Below are 20,195 nucleotides of genomic sequence, written 5' to 3'. Positions count from 1 at the left end.
GGTATCGGCAACTCCCCACCGGCGTTCCTCCCCGCCGGCCTCCAGAAACAGGATGCTTGTATGCCCCCAGCTCCAAATGTAAAGACCATCACCACGAATGTCGGCTGGAGCGTCTTGTCTAAGACAGGGACATTCGGGCTTAAATTTGTCACCGTTCCCATTCTTGCACGACTGCTGACACCGGAAGAATTTGGTGTGGTTGCAGTCGGCTTAACGGTTGTACAATTCCTGACCATGATAGCCGGAGCGGGGCTGACCTCGGCGCTGATCGTCGAGAAAGAAGAGGATATGGATACAATCCATACCGTTTTCTGGGCAAATCTGGCGATTTCCTGCACCATGGCCGCTGCGCTCTACATTTTCGCGGAGTTCTTCGGTGAGCTTCTGGGTGCGGTGGAAAGTGCCTATCTGCTGCGTATCATGGCCTTTCTCATTCCGTTGCAACTTGCGGGTGATGTCGCCTATTCACTGCTTGCCCGGCGCATGAACTTCAGCCAGGACGCGCTGTGGAGCATGGCGTCTGAAAGCATCGCGGCGGTTGTGGCCGTGGCTATGGCGCTTCTCGGCTTCGGAGTCTGGGCGCTCATCATCCAGCTTTTCGCCGCCGCACTCATCAGGCTTGTCGGGCTATATGCCGTTTCCCGCTATTGCCCGCGTTTCGTCATGAAACCGCGCCGTCTGGTGCCGCTTCTCGGTTTCAGCTCCGGCCTGATGGGATCGGAAATCGCCAATTTCGTCACCTTCCAGTCGCCGATGGTGGTGATCGCCCGGCATCTCGGCCTTGCCGATGCGGGCGCCTATTCCGCCTCCAACCGTTTTGCCAGCATTCCCAATCAGGTCGTGCTGTCGGCCGTCATGGGCGTGCTGTTTCCCGCCTTCAGCCGTATGATGGACGATCCGCAGCGCCGGCGTGATGCCCTGATGTTCAGCACGCAGGTTCTGACCGTGCTGCTTGCGCCAATGATGTTCGGCCTCTGGGCGGTAGCCGAACCGGCCATGCTGGTGATTTTCGGGCAGAACTGGGCTTATGCCTGGCCGGTTCTCGGTCTCCTTGCCCTCTCGAAAGCCATTCTGACCCCATGCAGCACCTTTATCCCCTATCTCAAGGGTGCCGGCTATGGGCGTGTTCTGTTCTGGTCGGCCACGATCCGTGCCATCGTCACCACGGTTGCCGTCTGGGCTGCAGCCGTCTACGGCAGCCTGATCGACGCGATGATTTGGCTCTGCATCGTCAATGCGGTGACGCTGGTTGCCTACTCATGGGCGGTGTTCAAGGCAAGCGATACACCCTTTCTTAGCGGCCTCTATGTCAGCAGCAGACCGATGATTGCAGCGCTGGTCATGGCCGTTTCGGTGCGTTACCTGCTTCACATCCTTGCCGAACGCATCCCTAGCGCAACGCTTCAGGTCCTCGTTGGCGCCGCAGTCGGCGGTATCATCTATGCGGTGCTGATTTTGTTGACGGAACGCGCCCTGCTTGGAAAAATCCTCGGGATGGTCAAATCGCGGCGAATGCGTGAAAACGCAACCCAAGGTTAGCGGCTCGTCACTGAAAGCGCCTCATTTCGGCCGTTAACAGGTCTCACCCGTCACGGATATGTGTTCCGTGACGGCATGGCAAAACCATTTTTTTGCGATGCAATATCGCGTACAATGATAATAACGCTTCCTCTGGCGATTTTTAGCGACGACTTAAATCTAGAAAAAATTAAATATTTTCAGTTGCTTAATTTTTTTAAGTCGCACGGAATGCCGGAACGCCAGACAATCACCCGCAATATCTAAGCTTGTGTTTTTCCCGCGTCGCCACATTTTACCCTAAAGTCGAAACCAGACTTACGAGTGCGGGCTTAAGTTCGCTCTGGTTGCAACGCGGCGTGGGTGGACGCCGCCCAATAGGGGTGACTGATGTGACTGTCGATCAGAACCTATCCTCCCGTATCAATTTGATGCGTATATTGCTGATCTCTGGAATCGTGTTCGTCCATGTGCCGCACGATGCCGAAACCAGCCCTTTTCTTGGCCTTTACGGCTTCTTCGACTGGCTGCGTGTTTTTCTGGGCGACGCCCTGTTTCGCATCGGTGTGCCCTGTCTCAGCGCGATATCCGGCTATCTGCTGTTTCGTCGCGGCATGAGCGGGTTCGATTATCCGGCGACGATCCGTTCGAAGTCGAAAACGGTACTGCTGCCCTTCCTGCTGTGGAATGGCGCGTTGTTTGCCGCAATTTTGCTTATCCAGCTGTTTGACGTTGGTGTGGGTTATTTCCCGGACCTCTGGAACGCCAGCCCGCGTGAAATCATCAGCCATGGCACGGCGCTCGAAGAACTGCCGGTAAACGTGCCGCTTTATTTCCTGCGTGACCTGTTCGTCTGCATCCTGCTGTCGCCGGTGCTTGCATTTCTCATGCGCCGCTTTGCGCTGCCAACCCTCGCTATCCTGCTCTTCATAACCGCCATGCCTGATCTGACGATCTTCATCGTCCAGAAGAAATCGATCCTGTTCAGCTTCTCGCTGGGCATCGCACTTGCGCTGCACCGCGTCGATGTCAAGGCACTCGATCCCTACGCCTTCCCGATCATGGCGCTGACCTTTGTCGCTGCGGCCATGCTGGCAACAGGCCTCTATTTCACCGGCCCGGAGTTCACCTTCTGGCTGAACATGTCGCGCAATTTGCTCGCTGTTTTTGGCGCGCTCGGTTTCTGGGCGTCGTCGGCGCTTTTGATCCGGAGCAGGCTCGGCAAGCGGCTTTCCGAGACCGGAAGCCTCAGCTTCTGGATATTCTGCGCTCACTATCCGTTGCTCGTCATCATGTGGATGGTCTGGAACAAGGGCGGACCCGATTTCTACCCCGCCTTCTATGTCATCGCCACGCTGTCCGCCTTTGTCATTCTGGTGGTGAGCAATGCACAAACCCGCAAATACCTGCCGGCCGTCTATGCCGTGCTGACCGGAAGCCGGAACGGCAAACGCAAGACAACGTCCGAATTCGCTGCAAAACGGGCCTCCATGATCGGCCCGCCCACATCCGAAACACTTTATTCGCAACGACAGAGGTGAACCAATGACAACATTTGTCACCCGCGTTCAGACACGCATTCTTCTCGCCGCCGCCCTGCTGGCGACACCCTTCACGACACCGAGCCAGGCACAAGAAGGCAACGGTGCATCCTTCATCGAGAATTTCGATCAGATGGACCGGTCGTTCTGGTACGTCTCCGACGGCTGGAACAACGGTGCGCATCAGAACTGCACCTGGTCGAAGAAACTGGCCACGGTGGAAAACGGCCAGCTGACGCTTGGTTTTGAGGAAGCAAAGTCCGGCGACCGCAACTTCGCCTGCGGTGAAATCCAGACCAAGGGGCGTTATCGCTACGGCACCTATGAAGCACGGATGAAAGCCGCTACCGGCTCCGGGTTGAACTCCGCCTTTTTCACCTATATCGGCCCGACCGACAAAAAGCCCCATGATGAAATCGACTTCGAGGTTTTGGGCAAGAATACGGGCAAGGTGCAGCTGAACCAGTATATTTCCGCCAAGGGCGGCAATGAGAAACTGGTGCCGGTAGAAGGCGGAGCTGATGCTGGCTTCAACGATTACGCCTTCGTGTGGGAGCCTCAGCGCCTGCGTTACTACGTCAACGGCAAGCTCGTTCACGAAGTCACGGATGAGACCAAGATTCCGCAGAATGCCCAGAAGATTTTCTTCAGCCTGTGGGGAACCGACACGTTGAAGGACTGGATGGGTGCCTTTTCCTATTCCGGCGCAACACAGATGATTGTTGACCGCTTCGCCTTCACGGCGCTCGGCGACAAATGCCAGTTTCCCGAATCCATCGCCTGCGCCCTTAACTGATTGCCTTTTTAAACCTGAGCCTCGGCGTCCTTGACGCATGAAACCAACCGGAACCCATGCATGATCCATGTTCTTTATCTCGCGCATGATCTGTCGGACCCCGCCATTCGCCGGCGGGTGTTGACCTTGGTTGCGGGCGGCGCGCGGGTCACGCTGGCGGGCTTCCGGCGCGGACAGAACCGGCTTGCAGAGATCGAGGGCGTGGTGCCGGTCATTCTCGGAGAAACCGCCGATGGGCAGTTTCTTCAGCGCATGGCAGCCGTCGCCAAAGCCAGCCTCTCGCTCGGCAAAACATTACGCGGCACCCCCACGCCCGACGTCATTCTTGCCAGAAACCTGGAAATGCTGGCTCTCGCAAAACGGGCCATGTCGCTTTACGACCGCCAGCCGGCACTGGTTTACGAATGTCTCGACATTCACCGCCTGCTTCTCAATGAGGGCAAGCCGGGGCAGCTTCTCAATGCGGCCCAGCGCTATTTCGCCCGGGATGCCAAGCTGCTGATGACGAGTTCTCCAGCTTTCGTCGAGCATTATTTCAAACCCGTTTCCGGCCTGAACCTTCCCGTGCTGTTGCAGGAAAACAGGGTGCTGGCGCTTGATGCCGCTGTAGCAGCCACCCCACAACCGCGCCCGCCTGCCTCCGGCGAACCGTGGAAAATCGGCTGGTTTGGGGCGCTTCGATGCCGCAAATCGCTCGAAATCCTCGCCGATTTTGCAAAGCGCATGGATGGCAAGGTCGAGATCATCCTGCGCGGCCGGCCGGCCTATTCGGAATTTGCGGATTTCGATGGTTTCGTGGCTGCCGCGCCGCATGTGCATTTCCACGGGGCCTACAAGAACCCTGAAGATCTGGCCACCATCTATAATGAAGTGCAGTTCACCTGGGCGATCGACTTCTTCGAGGAAGGCCAGAATTCAAGCTGGCTGCTGCCCAATCGGCTCTATGAGGGATGCCTTTACGGCACCCTGCCGATTGCACTTGCAGGCACGGAAACGGCTCGTTTCATCGAAAAGCGCAATATCGGTTTTGTTCTGCAAAATGCCGGCGCAGATGATCTGGCCGCTCTTTTCAACACTATGACTCCACAAACGTATACGGACGCCTTCGACGCCCTCTCGGCACTCGATAAGAAACAATGGCTGACCGACCGCGACGATTGCCGTCAGCTGGTCCAGCAATTGTCCTCTCTTACAAAATCCGCTTCCGGCCATGCCCGTGAAGCTGCGTTTTCACCCGTGTAGTGCGTAGGGGGCAAATCATGGAAGGTCTTGGTCATTCCGGCATCAAAACTCTGATCGTCATTCCCTGCCTCAACGAGGCAAAGACGATCGAGGCCTTGCTGCGAAAATTCACCGGCGCGATGGACGGACGTATTTTCCGCATCGTTGTTGCCGATGGCGGCAGCACGGACGGCACGCGCGACATCGTTTCCGCCTTCGCCGTAACGGATGACCGCGTTACGCTCCTTCCCAATCCCAAGCGCATCCAGAGCGCCGGTATAAACCTGGCCGTATCCACTTTCGGCGAGGATTTCGACTACCTCATCCGCATCGACGCCCATGGCGATTATCCGGATGATTATTGCCAGCGGCTAATCGAGGACGCGGATCGCACCGGCGCGGATTCCGTCGTGGTCGCCATGGATACGGTCGGGCACGGCCTGTTCCAGAAAGCGACGGCGATTGCGCAGAATTCCAAACTCGGCAATGGCGGCTCCAAGCACCGCGAAGGCGCCAAGGGACACTGGATCGACCATGGCCACCACGCGCTGATGCGGATCGCCGCCTTCGACGCGGTCGGTGGTTACGATGAAAGCTTCAGCCACAACGAGGATGCCGAACTGGATTTCCGGCTGCGCAAATCCGGTTTCCGTATATGGATGACCGACAAGACCCGCATGACCTATTATCCGCGCGCCAGCGTCATGCCTCTGTTCAAGCAATATCTCGCCTATGGCCGTGGCCGGGCAAAGAACCTGCTGAAACATCGCTCGATCCCGAAGATCCGCCAGATGATTCCGCTGGCTGTCCTGCCGGTCTTCGTGCTTGCCCTGCTGTCGCTTGTGCATTGGGCAGCACTTATTCCGCTCGGCCTCTGGATCGCCGCATGTGTGGGTTATGGCTTGTGGATGGCAATAGGTCAGAAAAACCCATACGGCCCGCTCGCCGCCTTTTCCGCAATGGTGATGCATCTGGCGTGGTCCACCGGCTTCTGGCTGGAACTCCTGAAATTCCGGGGAAAAAAGGCTGTCTCATGACCGACCTCATCGTCACCGAACCACACAATTCAAAGACCGTCGATATCGGCATCTGTACCTACAGACGTCCGGCGCTGGTCGCCACACTTCTGTCACTCTTCGAACTGGAAGTGCCCGAAGGCGTGACAGTTCGCCTGATCGTTGCCGACAATGATGAGGAACCGAGTGCCAAGGCAAGTGTGGATCGGCTGCGTGAAACTTCGCCTTTCGAGATCGCCTATGTCCATTGCCCGAAATCGAATATCTCGATTGCCCGCAACGCCTGCCTCTCTGAATGCCGGGCAGACTATCTGGCCTTTATCGACGATGATGAGACCGCCCCGCCGCACTGGCTGGCCGCACTTCTGGAAAAGGCAGGCGAAACCGGCGCGGATGTCGTTCTTGGCCCAGTGACGGCGGTTTACCGTGAGAATGCGCCGGGCTGGATGAAACGTGGCGATTTTCACTCGACCGTGCCCGTCTGGGTGAATGGCGAGATCATCACCGGCTACACCTGCAACACGCTTCTCAAGATGGACGCCCCATCGGTAAAGGACCGGCGTTTTGCGCTGGCGCTCGGCCAGAGCGGCGGTGAGGACACGCATTTCTTCTCGCATCTCCATGCTTCGGGCGGTCGCATCGTCTTTGCGCAAAAGGCCGTGCTCTCCGAGCCGGTGCCGGAAAACCGCGCCCGTTTCATGTGGCTTGCCAAACGTCGCTTCCGCTCCGGCCAGACCCATGGCCGTGTGCTTGCCGAAAAGAAACCCGGCGCAAGACGCGTGATGCAGGTGCTGAAGGCAGGATCGAAAGTTCTCTATTGCGCCGTCTTTGCCGCCCTGAACGGTTTCAACGCCGTGCGCCGCAACCGCTATGCCCTGCGCGGCGCCTTGCATCTCGGCTCGGTAAGCGGCGCCTTCGGAGTGCGCGAAATCCGCCAATACGGCGCGGTGGAGGCAACCTGATGGAGAACCTTAACCCTCAGCCCGATATCAGCTTCGTCATTGCCGCCTATAATGCCGCCGAGACGATCGAAGCCGCCATTCAAAGTGCGCTTGACCAGCAGGGCGTGACGCTGGAGGTGATCGTCGTGGATGACCGCTCCGCCGACGAGACGATCTCGCTCGTCGAGGCCATTGCGGCCAACGATCCGCGTGTCCGGCTGCTTGCCCTTGAACAGAACCTCGGACCGGGAGGCGCGCGCAATGCCGGTATCGACGCAGCAACCGGACGCTTTATCGCCGTTCTCGATTCGGACGACGTCATCCGCCCCGACCGTTCCGCCTGCATGATGTGCCGGGCAGATGCGGCGAATGCAGTGATCGCTGTAGACAATCTCGATGTCGCTTATACGGACGGCAGGCCGATGGAAACGATGTTCTCGGAAGAGTTTCTGGAGGAAAGACCCGTCCTTACCCTTGAGGACTTCATTTCCTCCAACATCCTTTTCCGCTCCACCTTCAACTTCGGCTACATGAAGCCGATGTTCCGGCGCGATTTCCTAAATAGCGAGGGATTGCGTTTTCGCGAGGACATCCGCATCGGCGAGGATTACATCCTGCTTGCCTCGGCGCTTGCCGCCGGCGGCCTCTGCGTCATCGAGCCGAAACCGGGCTACATCTATAATATTCGCGAAGGTTCGATCTCGCGCGTCCTTGAAATCCACCACGTCGAAGGAATGATGCGGGCGGACCAGGAGTTTCTGAGCCACTACGCGCTGTTGCCCGCCGCCATGGATGCGCAGCAGGCCAGAAGCCGTAGCCTGCAACTGGCCCGTAACTTCCTGACATTGGTGGAAGACATCAAGCGCCGCTCGATTATCGGCGCGCTGAAGACAACGATCAGAGATCCCGCCGTGCTGGGCCATTTGAGAATGCCCATTGCCGTGCGGCTGAAGAGGTTGCGGAACGCGATGTTTGCGCCCGCAGCAAATACTGGGGTGAAAAGGCAGATTTCGTAAAATTTGTGAGCGGACAAATCTGTGCGCGAAAAATCTGCAAGCGGACTGGGGACAGATCAAACCTTGATGAAGGAGAACGCGATGGACCTGAACAAAACTGTCAGAAAAGCCGTCATTCCCGTAGCCGGCAACGGCACGCGGTTTTTGCCCGCCACCAAGGCGATGCCGAAGGAAATGCTCACGATCGTCGACCGGCCGGTCGTGCAATATGCCGTCGATGAGGCAATGCAGGCCGGCATCGAGCACATTATTTTCGTAACCAGCCGCAACAAGACCGCCATCGAAGACTATTTCGACAGCGCGCCCGAGCTTATCAACACGCTCACCCGCTCCGGCAAGACGGTGCAGGTGCTGCAGCTTGAAAAGATGCTGCCAGTCGCAGGCACAGTCAGCTACACGCGCCAGCAGGTGCCGCTCGGCCTCGGCCACGCGGTTTGGTGCGCGCGCGAACTGGTGGGCAAGGAGCCTTTTGCGCTGCTTTTGCCTGATATGGTTTCCTATGGCGCACGCGGCTGCATTGCCGGGTTGATGGAACTCTACGACGAAGTCGGCGGCAATATCCTCGGTGTTGAGGAATGCCTGCCGGAAGAAGTGTCATCCTACGGCGTCGTTGGTGTCGGCCAGAAGGTCAATCACGGCTTTGCGGTGACCGAAATGGTCGAGAAGCCGGAACCATCCAGGGCGCCTTCGAATTATTATCTAAACGGCCGTTATATTCTGCAGCCGGAAATCTTCGACATTCTCGCCAAACAGGAGCGTGGCGCGGGCAACGAAATCCAGCTGACTGACGGCATGAAGCGGCTCGCTGAGAAGCAGGCCTTCCATGCGCAGAAGTATAGCGGTCGCACATTCGACTGCGGCAGCAAGCAGGGCTTCATCGCCGCCAATGTCGCTTTCTCGCTGATGCGTGCCGACATGGAGGCGCAGGTTCTCGCTTCCGTCAAGGAACTCGTCGCAAACCATGAAAGCCGCGTTCAGGCGGCCTGACTTTAATCGTGCTGCCGGGGAGGCGGTCGGCACATCAATAACGGGGGGCGGGAAGCCGAGCGTTGCTCGGCTTCCCGCGTACCATTTTTAATTCACAAGGTAGGTCCATGCACCACAAGACCTTTAAATCCAGCATCGGTTTTCCGGATCCCGGCAAGGATGCCGACACATTTATTGACCTCGATCGCCTCTGGGCAGCCGTGGTGCGCCGCGCCAATGTCATTGCCGCCTCGGTCATCGCCGCTGTGGTTCTGGCCGGCCTTTATCTGGTGCTTGCAACCCCCGTTTACACCGCGATGACTCAGGTGCTTCTGGATGAAAGCCTTTCCCGTTACGCGGAAGAGGAATCGCCGATACCTGCCGCCCAGATCGTCGACAACCGTATCGCCAGTGCTGTGGAAATTCTGAAATCCAAGGAAATGGCGCTGACCGTGGTCGACAAGGCCAAGCTCGACGAGAACGACACCATCGTCAATCCGTCGCTGTCGCCGGTCGATCTCGTGAAATCTTCCGTGCGCGGTATCGTCGATCTCATCCTGCCCGGAGATCCGCCGGCCTCCGAAGCGGCAATCCGCGCCGGACGCCGCGAAAAGGCAGCCGCCGTGCTGCAACAATCGCTGATCGTAGAGCGTGTCGGCCGCAGTTCGGTCATCGCCATTTCCACCCGTTCGACGGATCGGCAGCTTGCCGCGCTCATCGCCAAGACCTATGCGCAGGCCTATCTGACCGAACAGCTGAACGCCAATTTCGACGCCAGCGAGCGCGCTTCCGTGTGGCTTCAGGAGCGCATGAGCGACCTGAACCAGCGTGCGCAGGCCGCCCAGCTTGCCGTCGAAAAATTCAAGACGGACAATAATATCGTTTCTTCGCGCGGCGAGCTCATGTCGGAAGGCCAGTTGGCCGATCTCAACGGCCAGCTGATTGCCGCGCAGGCGGATGTCGCGACGGCTGCTGCACGTTATGGCCAGTACAAATCCATCATCGACCGGGGACCGGATGCAGCCGTTGACAATGCAGTCGTTTCCGCGCGGGATGCCGATAACTCGGTCATTCAGGACCTTCGCAAGCGCTACATCACGATCTCTGACCGATTGCAGGGCGTCGTCCAGCAATTCGGCGCCGACCACCCTCAGGCGGTAGCGCTGGAGAGTGAGAAGAAAGAGATTGCAAGGCAGATCTTCCAGGAACTGCAGCAGGTTACGGGCAGCCTGAAGAACGAATACGACGTCTCCAATTCCCGTGTGCAATCGCTTCGCGACAATATCGACCGCGTGGCGGGCCGCAATTCGCAGGCCAATATCACCATGGTGCAATTGCGTGAGCTGGAGCAGCGGGCAACCGCTCTGCGCACACTTTACCAGTCCTACCTCGGCCGCTTCGAAGAAGCATCCCAGAAACAGTCGCTGCCGATCGCCAAGGCCCGCATCATCTCCGAAGCGGGTCTGCCGACAGCTCCGTCCAGCCCGAAAAAGACGATGACCATGGCGCTTTCCGTCATTCTCGGCCTTATGCTGGGCGGCGGCATCGCAGCGCTTCTTGAGTTCCGGGATCGCTTTTTCCACACCGGCAACGATGTGCGCGACAATCTGCGCATGCGTTTTCTGGGCTACCTGCCCTTTATCGGGGAACGGGGTGCAGAAACCGCAAAGTCGGGTACCCCTGCCGCCACCCCCGGCAGCGAGAGCACGACCATCGACGAAAACGGTCAGGTCTCGTTCCAGAAAATGCTACGCCTTGCCGTCGACAGCCCGCGCTCAAGCTTTGCCGAGACGCTGCGCAACGTGAAGCTGACGGCTGATGTCGTTATCCAGGAACGCCAGTGCCGGGTAATCGGCGTCATCTCGTGCCTGCCGAACGAGGGTAAATCGGTCGTGGCGCTCAATCTCGCCGGTCTGATCGCCTCCACCGGCAAGCGCACGCTTGTGGTGGATGCCGACATCCGCAACCCCGGCCTCAGCCGCATGCTGACAACGCGGCAATCCGCCGGTCTGGTGGAGGTCGTGCTTGACGAGATACCGTGGACGCAGGCAGTGAAGGTCGATACCCGCACGAAAATGGGCATCCTTCCGGTTTCCACAAGCAACCAGTTTGCCCATTCAAGCGAGCTTCTTGCCTCCTCCGGCATGCGCAAATTCATCGAATCGGCGCGTGAGGCCTGCGACTACATCATTGTCGACCTTGCACCCGTCGTTCCCGTCATCGACGCAAAAGCCTTCGCACCGCAGGTCGATGGTTTCGTCTTCGTGACGGAATGGGGCAAGACGCCGATCCAGATGGTGCAGAACCTGATGGCCAACGAACCACAGATTGCCAACAAGACGTTGGGTATCGTGCTCAACAAGACCGATATGACGGAATTGCAGCGTTATGCAGGCCCCGGTGGTTCTGAGCATTATCACGAGACATTCGCGGCCTATTACGGCGACGCCAAACCGCCGGTGAAGGAAAACGCCTGAATGGTGTAGCGGCCCGGTGCAAACCGGGCCGCTTTTTTTTTGCAGCTCAAATTTTGCCATCCAGCCTATGGCGTTGCCCGCAAAATTACGCATTGATGGAGACCAACCAATCGCCAGCAAGCAGGACCAGTTTCATGCCATCACCCATCGCCCTTGTTTCGCGGATGAATGCGCAAGCGGAGGCCATATGGAAGCAAGCGCTTCGCGACGCCATGCCGGAAGAGGAAATCCTCTCCTTTTCCGAATTGAGCGGGGAGCAGAAACGCGCGGTGGACTTCGCCATCGTCGCCAATCCCGATCCAGTCGACATTGCCGCCTTGCCGGGTCTTTCGTGGATTCACAGCCTGTGGGCAGGTGTCGAACGGCTCGTGCTGGAACTGGGAGACAAGGCGCCGCCGATCGTCAGGCTGAAAGACCCGGAGCTTTCACGCGTGATGGCGGAAGCCGTGCTGGCATGGACCTATTACCTGCAACGCGACATGCCGGCCTATCGCGAAAACCAGCAAAAAGCCCTCTGGCAGGAACTCGATTATCGGCATCCGGGCGAGATGACCATCGGCCTCCTCGGCCTCGGCGCGCTTGGAACGGCTGCGGCGCAACGCCTGCTTCATGCAGGCTTCAACGTTTCCGGCTGGAGCCGCTCGGCCAAGGCAATCGAGGGAGTGGCAACGCTGACGGGCGATGACGGGCTGGAGGACTTGCTGGAAAAAAGCGACATTCTCGTCTGTCTGGTGCCGCTGACCGATGCGACGCGCGGCCTTCTGAATGCCGACCGTCTCGGCGCCATGAAAAAGGGAGCCGCACTCATCAATTTCGCCCGCGGAGCCGTCGTCGTCGCCGATGACCTGATCGCGGCGCTTGATTCCGGCCAGCTTTCGCATGCGGTTCTCGATGTCTTCGAACAGGAGCCGCTACCTCCCGCCTCCGCATTCTGGCAGCACCCGAAAGTGACCGTCCTGCCACATATTTCCGCGCCGACAAGCCGGGAAAGTTCCGCGAAAATAGTGGCAGGCAATGTCAAGACATGGCGTGAAACAGGCACGCTACCGGAAACGGTCGATATGACGCGCGGTTATTGAGACACGATGGCGGGCGGTTTATTCGCCCGCCATCGTGTTTGCCGTATGGGCCAGTTCGACAGCTGAGACGATCTGCTGTTCGTCATAGGGCTTGGTCAAAAGCACTGCCGTTTCCGGCGCCCCGTTCGGCAGTTGGTTGTCTCCCGTGGCAAACACAATGGCTAGTCCTGGTTTCCGGCGCAATGCCTCAACCGCCAGCTCGCCGCCCTTCATGTCCGGCAGGCCTATGTCGGTAACGAGAACATCGATCTCTTCCGTCTCGATCGCCTTTAGCGCCTGCACAGCATTTCCGGCCTCGACGACGGCAAAGCCGTTATCGGCCAGCATCTCGGTCGAATTCATCCGGATCAACTCGTCATCCTCAACAAGAAGCACGCAAACCGATCTGGTCTCGTCTCCGACGACCTCCGCGGGTTCGGGGGTTTTGGAATGACGCGGTGATGATACCGGCCTCGTCTTGGCGAGAGAAACCTGCTTGCGATTGGCGATGACATGGCGGATGCGCCGCGCCAGCGCTTCGCGCGTGTAAGGCTTGGAGAGCAGTTCCACCCCGGAATCCAGCTTGCCGCCATGCACGATGGAGTTTTCCGTATAACCGGATGTGAAGAGAACGGCGAGATTAGGCAACCTTTCCTGCGCCCGGCGCGCCATTTCCCGGCTTTTCAAAGGTCCCGGCATCACCACATCGGTGAAGATGACGTCAATCGGAATGCCGCTTTCGACCACCGTCAAACCAGCCTGCGCATCGCGGGCAGTGAGCACGCGGTAACCGAGATCGCTCAGTGTCTCGACGACGGTGCTGCGCACCTCCTCGTCATCCTCCACCACAAGGATCGTTTCCGTGCCACCCTCGACGGGGCCAGTCGGTATCACCACTTCCCTGTCCTCGTCGGCGGCGGAACGCGGTAGATACATCTTCACCGTCGTGCCCTGCCCCACCTCGCTATAGATGTTGACATGGCCACTGGACTGTTTTGCAAAACCGTAGACCATCGAAAGGCCGAGACCGGTGCCCTTGCCTTCCGGTTTCGTCGAAAAGAACGGCTCGAACACCTTTTCCAGAATGTCCGGCGACATGCCCGATCCGGTATCGGTAACAGCCAGCATGACATATTGCCCCGGCGAGACTTCCGAATGCTTGCGCGCGTAATCGCGATCGAGAACCGCATTGCCGACCTCGATTGTCAGCTTGCCGTGCCCTTCCATGGCATCACGCGCATTGATCGCCAGATTAAGGAGAGCGTTTTCCACCTGGTTGGGGTCGGCATAGGTATTCCACAGGCCGCCGGAGGTGATGACCTCAACCTCGATCGCCTCACCAAGCGAACGGCGCAGGAGATCGTCCATGCCGGTAACGAAGCGGGAGATGTTGATAACGCGCGGTTCCAGCGCCTGACGGCGGCCAAAGGCCAGAAGCTGGCTTGCAAGCTTGGCACCGCGATGAACGCCGGCCAGCGCATTTTCCAGCCGCCGTTCGGCACGCTCGTTGCCAATCACGTCCTTTGACAGCAATTGCAGATTGCCCGCGATTACCTGAAGAAGATTGTTGAAATCATGCGCGACGCCACCGGTCAACTGGCCGATGGATTCCATTTTCTGCGCCTGCTGCAACGCTCTTTCGGTCTGGCGGCGCTCGGCGATTTCCGTCTCGACCCGCGCTTCCAGCCCTTCATTCAATTGGCGAAGCTGCTCTTCCGCTCTTATGCGGTGGCGAATCTCGCGTTCCAGATTGCTGGCATGTTCTTTAAGCGTGTTCTCGGCCAGCCGCTGTTCGGTGATATCCGTGTGGACACCCACCCATTCCGCAATATCACCGGAATTGTCGAAAATCGGAACGCCACGGATCGCAAATGTGCGGTAGACGCCGTCATGGCGGCGAACGCGATGCTCCCAAATATAGGTCGCCCGCGCGGAAACGGCTTTTGTCCAGCTTTCCAGCGAATGGTCCCTGTCTTCGGGATGAACCGCTTCGACCCAGCCGAACCCCTGATACTCGTCGAAGCTCTGCCCGGTAAGTGCACCCCACGCAGGCTGCTCACCCAGCATCATGCCGTCGGCGGTATTGGTCCAAAGCACGCCGTGGACCGCATCAACAGCGGCGCGGAAACGGTTATTGCTAAGCACGATTTCGTGCTCGGAACGTTTCCGGTCCTCGATATCGATGATCAGCACATAAATGCCGTCAACCGAGCCATCGGCGATATAGCGGGGAACATAACGGATTTCGGCGGCTCGCTTGCTGCCATCCGGTCTGCTGATCACCGTATCCGAAACGATCTTTTCGCCGCCGAGCGCACGATCGAGATAGGCCCTGCGCGAACTGAAGAACGCGTCTCCAACAATTTCCGGAACGCTGCGGCCGATCACCTCCTCGGCGCTGCGGCCGAACCACTCCAGATAACCGTCATTGGCGAATTTATAGACATAGTCGCGATCGACATATCCCACCAGGATCGGCAGGGCATTGGTAAGCCGGCTCAGCTCCTTGCGGCTCTGCTCCAGCGCCTCCACGGCCTTCACCTTTTCGGTGTTTTCAAGCACCGTGCACAGGACGCCGTCCACCGCGCCGCCATCATTGTAGATCGGCGTATAGAACAGATCGAAGATCACCTCTTCCGGCTGACCGTGCCGCATCAGCGTCATCGGCTGGTCGCGATAAGCCATGACCTCGCCACGAAAGCCAGCCTCCAGAATGCGGCTGTTCCAGTCCCAGATCTCGGGCCAGATACCTGGCACCGTTCCGCCCAGCGCCCGCGGGTGATAATTGCCGGCAATTTCCGCATAGCCGTCATTGTAGATCATCACATGATCCGCACCCCACATCAGCACCTGCGGAATGGGAGAGTTGACGACGGAATTGGCCTTCTGCCTCAAATTCTGCGGCCAGTCGCTAATCGGACCGAGCGATGTCTTCGACCAGTCGAAGCCACGCACAAGCTCACCCGTTTCACCGCCGCCGATCGGCCATACCGGGGCAGCACGAAGATTGGTCATTCAATATCACCACAAAAAAGAGACGAAATTTTCCGTAGTACAGAACGGAATAAATGTCCAAGAAAACAGAAACTTCTGCTTGTTGTTCACGGCTTTTCAGAAGCGCGACCGGCAAGACTGGGGAATTCGCACGCCGCAAATTTCGCAGAAGCACCCCACAAGCGTGATGATTGATTGACGATTGCCATCCTCAATACGCCAAAAACTGCCGCAAACGGAACGGCAACAAAGTAATTATTAACGCTCAATGCGGGTGCTGGCGGTCGCGGTGCCGTCAGCGCCCGGGTCTTCGCACACCGCGACCAGAGGGAACAAAAATGAAAATACTTTTGGGTGCCACAATTCTTTCCGCCGGCTTCGCCCTTACAGGCGGTGCAGCCTTTGCTGCGGACTGTGGAAACGTCACGATCGCCAGCATGAACTGGCAATCCGCTGAAGTCGCCGCCAATCTCGACAAGATCATTCTGGAAAAGGGTTACGGTTGCAGCGCTGAAATCGTCACAGGCGACACCGTACCGACATTGACCTCCATGGCCGAAAAGGGCCAGCCTGATATCGCGCCGGAGGCCTGGGTCAGCCTGCAGCCGGAAATCGTCAAACAGGGACTTGAGGGCGGCAAGGTCGTGGCGGCCGCCAAGATCCTGTCGGACGGCGCTGTGCAGGGATGGTGGATCCCGAAATATGTCGCCGATGCAAACCCCGATCTCAAGACCATTCCTGATCTCTTCAAGCATCCCGAGCTCTTCCCCTCGCCTGAAGACAAGGCAAAGGGCGCCGTCTTCAACGGCCCGCAGGGCTGGGGCGGCACCGTCGTCACCGCCCAGCTTTTCAAGGCTTTTGGTGGTGAAAAGGCTGGCTTCACCCTGGTGGACACCGGTTCTGCCGCAGGTCTCGACGGCTCGGTCGCCAAGGCTTACGAAGCGAAACAGCCGTGGGTAGGCTATTACTGGGCTCCGACCTCGCTGCTCGGCAAATATGAGATGGTGAAGCTCGGCTTCGGCACGGAATATGACTCTGCCGAATGGAAGCGCTGCACCTCGGTTGCCGATTGCGCGGACCCGAAGCCCAATGCATGGCAGGTTGACGACGTGCAGACGCTGGTCAGCAAGACCTTTGCCGACCGCGCCGGCCCGGCCATGGACTATCTGAACAAACGCGCCTGGACCAACGACACCGTCAACAAGCTGATCGCCTGGATGACCGACAATCAGGCAACCGGCGAAGATGGTGCGAAACACTTCCTGAAGGAAAACGAGGCTCTGTGGACGGGCTGGGTTTCCCCCGACGTCGCGCAAAAGGTCAAGGCTGCCCTCTAAAAGGGCGGCACGACATATGTGGTCGACAGCTTGGCCCGCCAATGGCGGCGCCCGGCCGTTTTTAAGTTCCGGAGCGCGGCGGATATTGCCCGCCGGCCCCGGTTCGTCGTGGAGAACAGGATATGGATTGGCTTTTCAAATTTCCGACCATGAATGATGATGCCCTGCGTGCGCTGAAGAAAGTGATCGACGAGGGGTTTCGGGGTTTCACCAGAGCCTATGGCGGCACGATAGAGGGGCTGTTCACACCGCTCCAGAGCTTCCTCATCTGGGCGGAAAGGCTTTTGATCGGCACCCCCTGGCCGGTCGTTATTCTTATTGTCGGCGTACTCGCCTGGTTTGCCAGCCGCAGCGCCACCATTGTTGGACTATGTTGCGGTATTCTCTTTGCCATCGGCTGGTTCGGCATGTGGGAAGACACGATGAAGACGATCTCGATGATCTTCGTCTGCGCCGTGCTCTCGATCGTGATCGGTTTGCCGATTGGCATCGCCATGGCGCGGTCCAACCGCCTGCAGAGTATCGTGAACCCCGTTCTCGACGTCATGCAGACGATGCCGAGTTTCGTCTATCTCATTCCCGTCGTCATGCTGCTCGGCATCGGCCGGGTCCCGGGCGTCATCGCCGTGGTGATCTACGCCATTCCTCCGATGATCCGGCTTACCAATCTCGGCATCCGCATGGTTGACCGGGACGTGCTGGAAGCGGCAGACGCTTACGGTTCCTCGAAGCGCCAGAAGCTTTTCAAGGTGCAGCTACCGCTTGCACTCCCCACCATCATGGCAGGCATCAACCAGACAATCATGATGGCGCTCGCCATGGTCGTCATCGCCTCCATGATAGGTGTTCAGGGCCTTGGCCAGCCAGTTCTGAAGGCCATCGCCAACCAGTATTTCACGCTCGGTGTGTTCAACGGCCTGGCAATCGTCGGCATCGCCATCATCTTCGACCGCATCAGCCAGGCCTACGGCCTTCGCCTGCAAAAACACCGGGAAGTGGCGCATGGCTAGTCAATCGATCGAAATCCGCAGCCTTTACAAGATTTTCGGCTCCAAGGCGGAGAACTACATCGACGCCGTGAAGGGCGGCATGTCCAAGGCGGAACTGAACGCCAAGCACGGCCATGTGCTCGGCCTCAGCGACATCAACATCACCATGCCGGGCGGGCAGATCACCGTGATCATGGGCCTTTCCGGCTCGGGAAAATCGACGCTGATCCGCCACGTCAACCGCCTGATCGACCCCACAGCGGGAGAAATCCTTTATGGCGGAACGGATGTCTGTCGCCTCAACGAAGCGGAACTTCTGGAATTCCGCCGCCACAAGACGGCGATGGTATTCCAGAAATTCGGCCTGCTGCCGCACCGCAACGTGCTGCAAAACGTCGTCTATGGCCTTGAGGTGCAGGGCGTCGACAAGGGCGAGCGGGAAGAAAAAGCCGACGTCTGGATCAAGCGGGTGGGGCTGGAAGGCTTTTCGAGCCATTATCCGAACCAGCTTTCAGGCGGCATGCAGCAGCGCGTGGGTCTCGCCCGCGCGCTGACCAACAACGCCGAAATCCTGCTGATGGACGAGGCCTATTCGGCACTTGATCCACTCATCCGCGTCGACATGCAGACAGTGCTGCTGGAATTGCAGAAAGAGCTGAAGAAGACCGTCGTCTTCATCACCCACGATCTGGATGAGGCCCTTCGGCTGGGAGACAAGATCGCCATTCTGCGCGACGGCGAGATCATCCAGCAGGGTACGGCCGCCGAAATTGTCATGAGTCCGGCAGACAGCTATATCGAAGCCTTCGTGGAAGAGGTCAATCGTGGCCGGGTCATTCGTCTCGGCGCCATCGTCCAGCCGGAGTTTACCGGCCAGTCGCGTCTTCAGCTCGATGCGGACATGACCGTCGAGGAAGGCTTGCGCGCGCTCGTCAGGGAGGATGTCGGCAGTGCCGTCATCATCGGCGAAAACGGCAAGTCACTCGGCTCCGTCACCACGGATGCCATCATGCGCTGCCTCGTCAGGACCACGCCAAGCGCGGAAAAAAAACTGGCCGAGGCCGGTTAGGCCAAGCCGTCGAGCCATTTGGTCATGCCCTTGGCGGCGGCCTTGCCAGTGGCAAAACAGGCGGTCAGCAGATAACCGCCGGTCGGCGCCTCCCAGTCCAGCATTTCCCCGGCAGCAAAAATGCCGGGGAGTTTTTTCAGCATGTAGTTCTCATCGATACCTTGCCAGTCAACGCCCCCAGCCGATGAAATCGCCTCGGCAATCGGTCTCGTCCGTGCAAGCGGTATCTCCGCATGTTTGATTCTTGCGGCGACCAGATCATCCGGCATCGCCGAGATATCGTGAAAGATTTCCCGCAGAAGTCCGACCTTGACGGCGGAGAGGCCCACGGCCTTCCGCAACCGGTTTGCAAAACTCTCCTTGCGGCCAAGCTTTGCCAGATCCCGGCCAAGGCGCTCCACGGTACGTCCCGGCGCCAGATCGACAGCGAGTGTCGCCTTTCCCGTGTGTTCCAGCTGGTCGCGAAGTGCGGCGGAATGGGCATAGATGACGCTGCCCTCAATGCCGTGCTGCGTCACCACGAACTCACCCTGAAACGCTCCGGCCGGGGAAATGGTGGTGACGGATTTCAACGCCTCACCGGCAAAACGCTGCCGGAAGACATCGCTCCAATCGACATCAAAGCCACAATTGGCGGGGCGGAAAGGGTTAAGCTCCACGCCTTCAGCCGCGAGTGCCGGCACCCATGCCGCATCCGAACCCAGACGCGGCCAGCTTGCGCCGCCGAGCGCCAGAAGAACGGCATCGGCCTTCATGAAGACATCGCCCTCCGGTGTCGCGAAAACCAGCCCGTCTGCGGAAAAACCCATCCAGCGATGCCGCGTCTTGATGATAACGCCGTGTGCCTCCAGCCGGGCAAGCCATGCCCGCAACAGCGGCGAGGCCTTCATGACCGTCGGAAACACCCGACCTGACGTGCCGACGAAGGTCTCCTGCCCCAGACCTTGCGCCCAGTGACGCAGCGCGCCGGGCGTGAAATCATCGAGGGCGGCGCGCAGCTTTTGCTCCGCGTCGCCAAAACGGTGGAGGAAAATGTCGTAGTCTTCGGCATGGGTGATGTTGAGACCGGATTTTCCGGCCATCAGCAATTTGCGCGCGACGGTCGGCATGGCCTCGAACACCGTTACGGCATGGCCAGCCGCAGACAGCACTTCGGCCGCCATCAGGCCCGCTGGCCCGCCGCCGACAATCGCGACCTGCCTTGCCTTCTTCAAAACCCGCTCCATCGCATCTTCGCCATTGTGGCCTTATACCGA

General features: G+C 58.7%; 15 protein-coding genes. 13 read left to right on the top strand and 2 right to left on the bottom strand.

What is annotated here, in order from left to right; translation table 11 throughout:
* Positions 1-60: 60 nt before the first annotated feature.
* The 10 genes from ACQZ45_RS24965 (at position 61) to ACQZ45_RS24920 (ending at position 12,571) form a co-directional block, all read left to right on the top strand.
* Complete coding sequence (locus ACQZ45_RS24965) at positions 61-1,539, top strand: lipopolysaccharide biosynthesis protein (protein ID WP_013762058.1); 1,479 nt, start codon at positions 61-63, stop codon at positions 1,537-1,539.
* A 371-nt stretch (positions 1,540-1,910) separates the two neighbouring features.
* Positions 1,911-3,059 carry an acyltransferase family protein gene (locus ACQZ45_RS24960; protein ID WP_004431750.1) on the top strand — a complete coding sequence of 383 codons (1,149 nt, stop codon included), beginning with the start codon at positions 1,911-1,913 and terminating at the stop codon, positions 3,057-3,059.
* 4 nt (positions 3,060-3,063) lie between these two features.
* Positions 3,064-3,855: an endo-1,3-1,4-beta-glycanase ExoK gene (gene exoK, locus ACQZ45_RS24955; RefSeq protein ID WP_004431747.1), complete on the top strand. Its 792-nt coding sequence runs from the start codon at positions 3,064-3,066 to the stop codon at positions 3,853-3,855.
* 60 nt (positions 3,856-3,915) lie between these two features.
* A complete protein-coding gene (locus ACQZ45_RS24950; protein WP_080849849.1) occupies positions 3,916-5,097 on the top strand; it encodes a glycosyltransferase family protein in 1,182 nt (393 codons plus the stop codon).
* A 17-nt stretch (positions 5,098-5,114) separates the two neighbouring features.
* A complete protein-coding gene (locus ACQZ45_RS24945; RefSeq protein ID WP_013762055.1) occupies positions 5,115-6,113 on the top strand; it encodes a glycosyltransferase family 2 protein in 999 nt (332 codons plus the stop codon).
* Positions 6,110-7,054: a glycosyltransferase family 2 protein gene (locus ACQZ45_RS24940; protein ID WP_013762054.1), complete on the top strand. Its 945-nt coding sequence runs from the start codon at positions 6,110-6,112 to the stop codon at positions 7,052-7,054. The genes ACQZ45_RS24945 and ACQZ45_RS24940 overlap by 4 nt, the downstream gene beginning before the upstream one ends.
* Positions 7,054-8,049 (top strand): glycosyltransferase family 2 protein, encoded by a 996-nt coding sequence (locus ACQZ45_RS24935; protein WP_013762053.1) that lies wholly within the window; start codon positions 7,054-7,056, stop codon positions 8,047-8,049. The genes ACQZ45_RS24940 and ACQZ45_RS24935 overlap by 1 nt, the downstream gene beginning before the upstream one ends.
* A gap of 81 nt (positions 8,050-8,130) precedes the next feature.
* Positions 8,131-9,036, top strand: coding sequence for a UTP--glucose-1-phosphate uridylyltransferase (locus ACQZ45_RS24930; protein ID WP_004431732.1), 906 nt, complete (start codon positions 8,131-8,133; stop codon positions 9,034-9,036).
* A gap of 107 nt (positions 9,037-9,143) precedes the next feature.
* Positions 9,144-11,492 carry a polysaccharide biosynthesis tyrosine autokinase gene (locus tag ACQZ45_RS24925; protein ID WP_333704542.1) on the top strand — a complete coding sequence of 783 codons (2,349 nt, stop codon included), beginning with the start codon at positions 9,144-9,146 and terminating at the stop codon, positions 11,490-11,492.
* Between the two features lie 134 nt (positions 11,493-11,626).
* On the top strand, positions 11,627-12,571 hold the full coding sequence (locus ACQZ45_RS24920) for a 2-hydroxyacid dehydrogenase (protein ID WP_013762052.1): 945 nt from the start codon (positions 11,627-11,629) through the stop codon (positions 12,569-12,571).
* Between the two features lie 18 nt (positions 12,572-12,589).
* On the opposite strand, the gene ACQZ45_RS24915 is transcribed toward ACQZ45_RS24920, so the two are convergent.
* Complete coding sequence (locus ACQZ45_RS24915) at positions 12,590-15,565, bottom strand: PAS domain-containing protein (RefSeq protein WP_333704541.1); 2,976 nt, start codon at positions 15,563-15,565, stop codon at positions 12,590-12,592.
* Positions 15,566-15,882: 317 nt separating this feature from the next.
* Between ACQZ45_RS24915 and ACQZ45_RS24910 the strand changes: the two genes are divergently transcribed.
* The 3 genes from ACQZ45_RS24910 (at position 15,883) to ACQZ45_RS24900 (ending at position 18,939) form a co-directional block, all read left to right on the top strand.
* Complete coding sequence (locus ACQZ45_RS24910) at positions 15,883-16,881, top strand: ABC transporter substrate-binding protein (protein WP_004431723.1); 999 nt, start codon at positions 15,883-15,885, stop codon at positions 16,879-16,881.
* A 122-nt stretch (positions 16,882-17,003) separates the two neighbouring features.
* Entirely contained in the window at positions 17,004-17,891 is an 888-nt protein-coding gene (locus ACQZ45_RS24905; RefSeq protein WP_004431720.1) for an ABC transporter permease, read from the top strand.
* Positions 17,884-18,939, top strand: a complete 1,056-nt coding sequence (locus ACQZ45_RS24900; protein WP_025595241.1) for a quaternary amine ABC transporter ATP-binding protein — start codon at positions 17,884-17,886, stop codon at positions 18,937-18,939. The genes ACQZ45_RS24905 and ACQZ45_RS24900 overlap by 8 nt, the downstream gene beginning before the upstream one ends.
* Here the strand turns inward: ACQZ45_RS24900 and ACQZ45_RS24895 are convergent.
* Complete coding sequence (locus tag ACQZ45_RS24895) at positions 18,936-20,165, bottom strand: TIGR03862 family flavoprotein (protein ID WP_013762049.1); 1,230 nt, start codon at positions 20,163-20,165, stop codon at positions 18,936-18,938. The two genes, ACQZ45_RS24900 and ACQZ45_RS24895, sit on opposite strands and share 4 nt — an antisense overlap.
* Positions 20,166-20,195 lie beyond the last annotated feature (30 nt).

Source organism: Agrobacterium sp. 16-2014-1-2a, from assembly GCF_053522705.1.
Note: the sequence above shows the minus strand (reverse complement) of the source record. Positions and strands in the feature narration are given on the sequence as shown.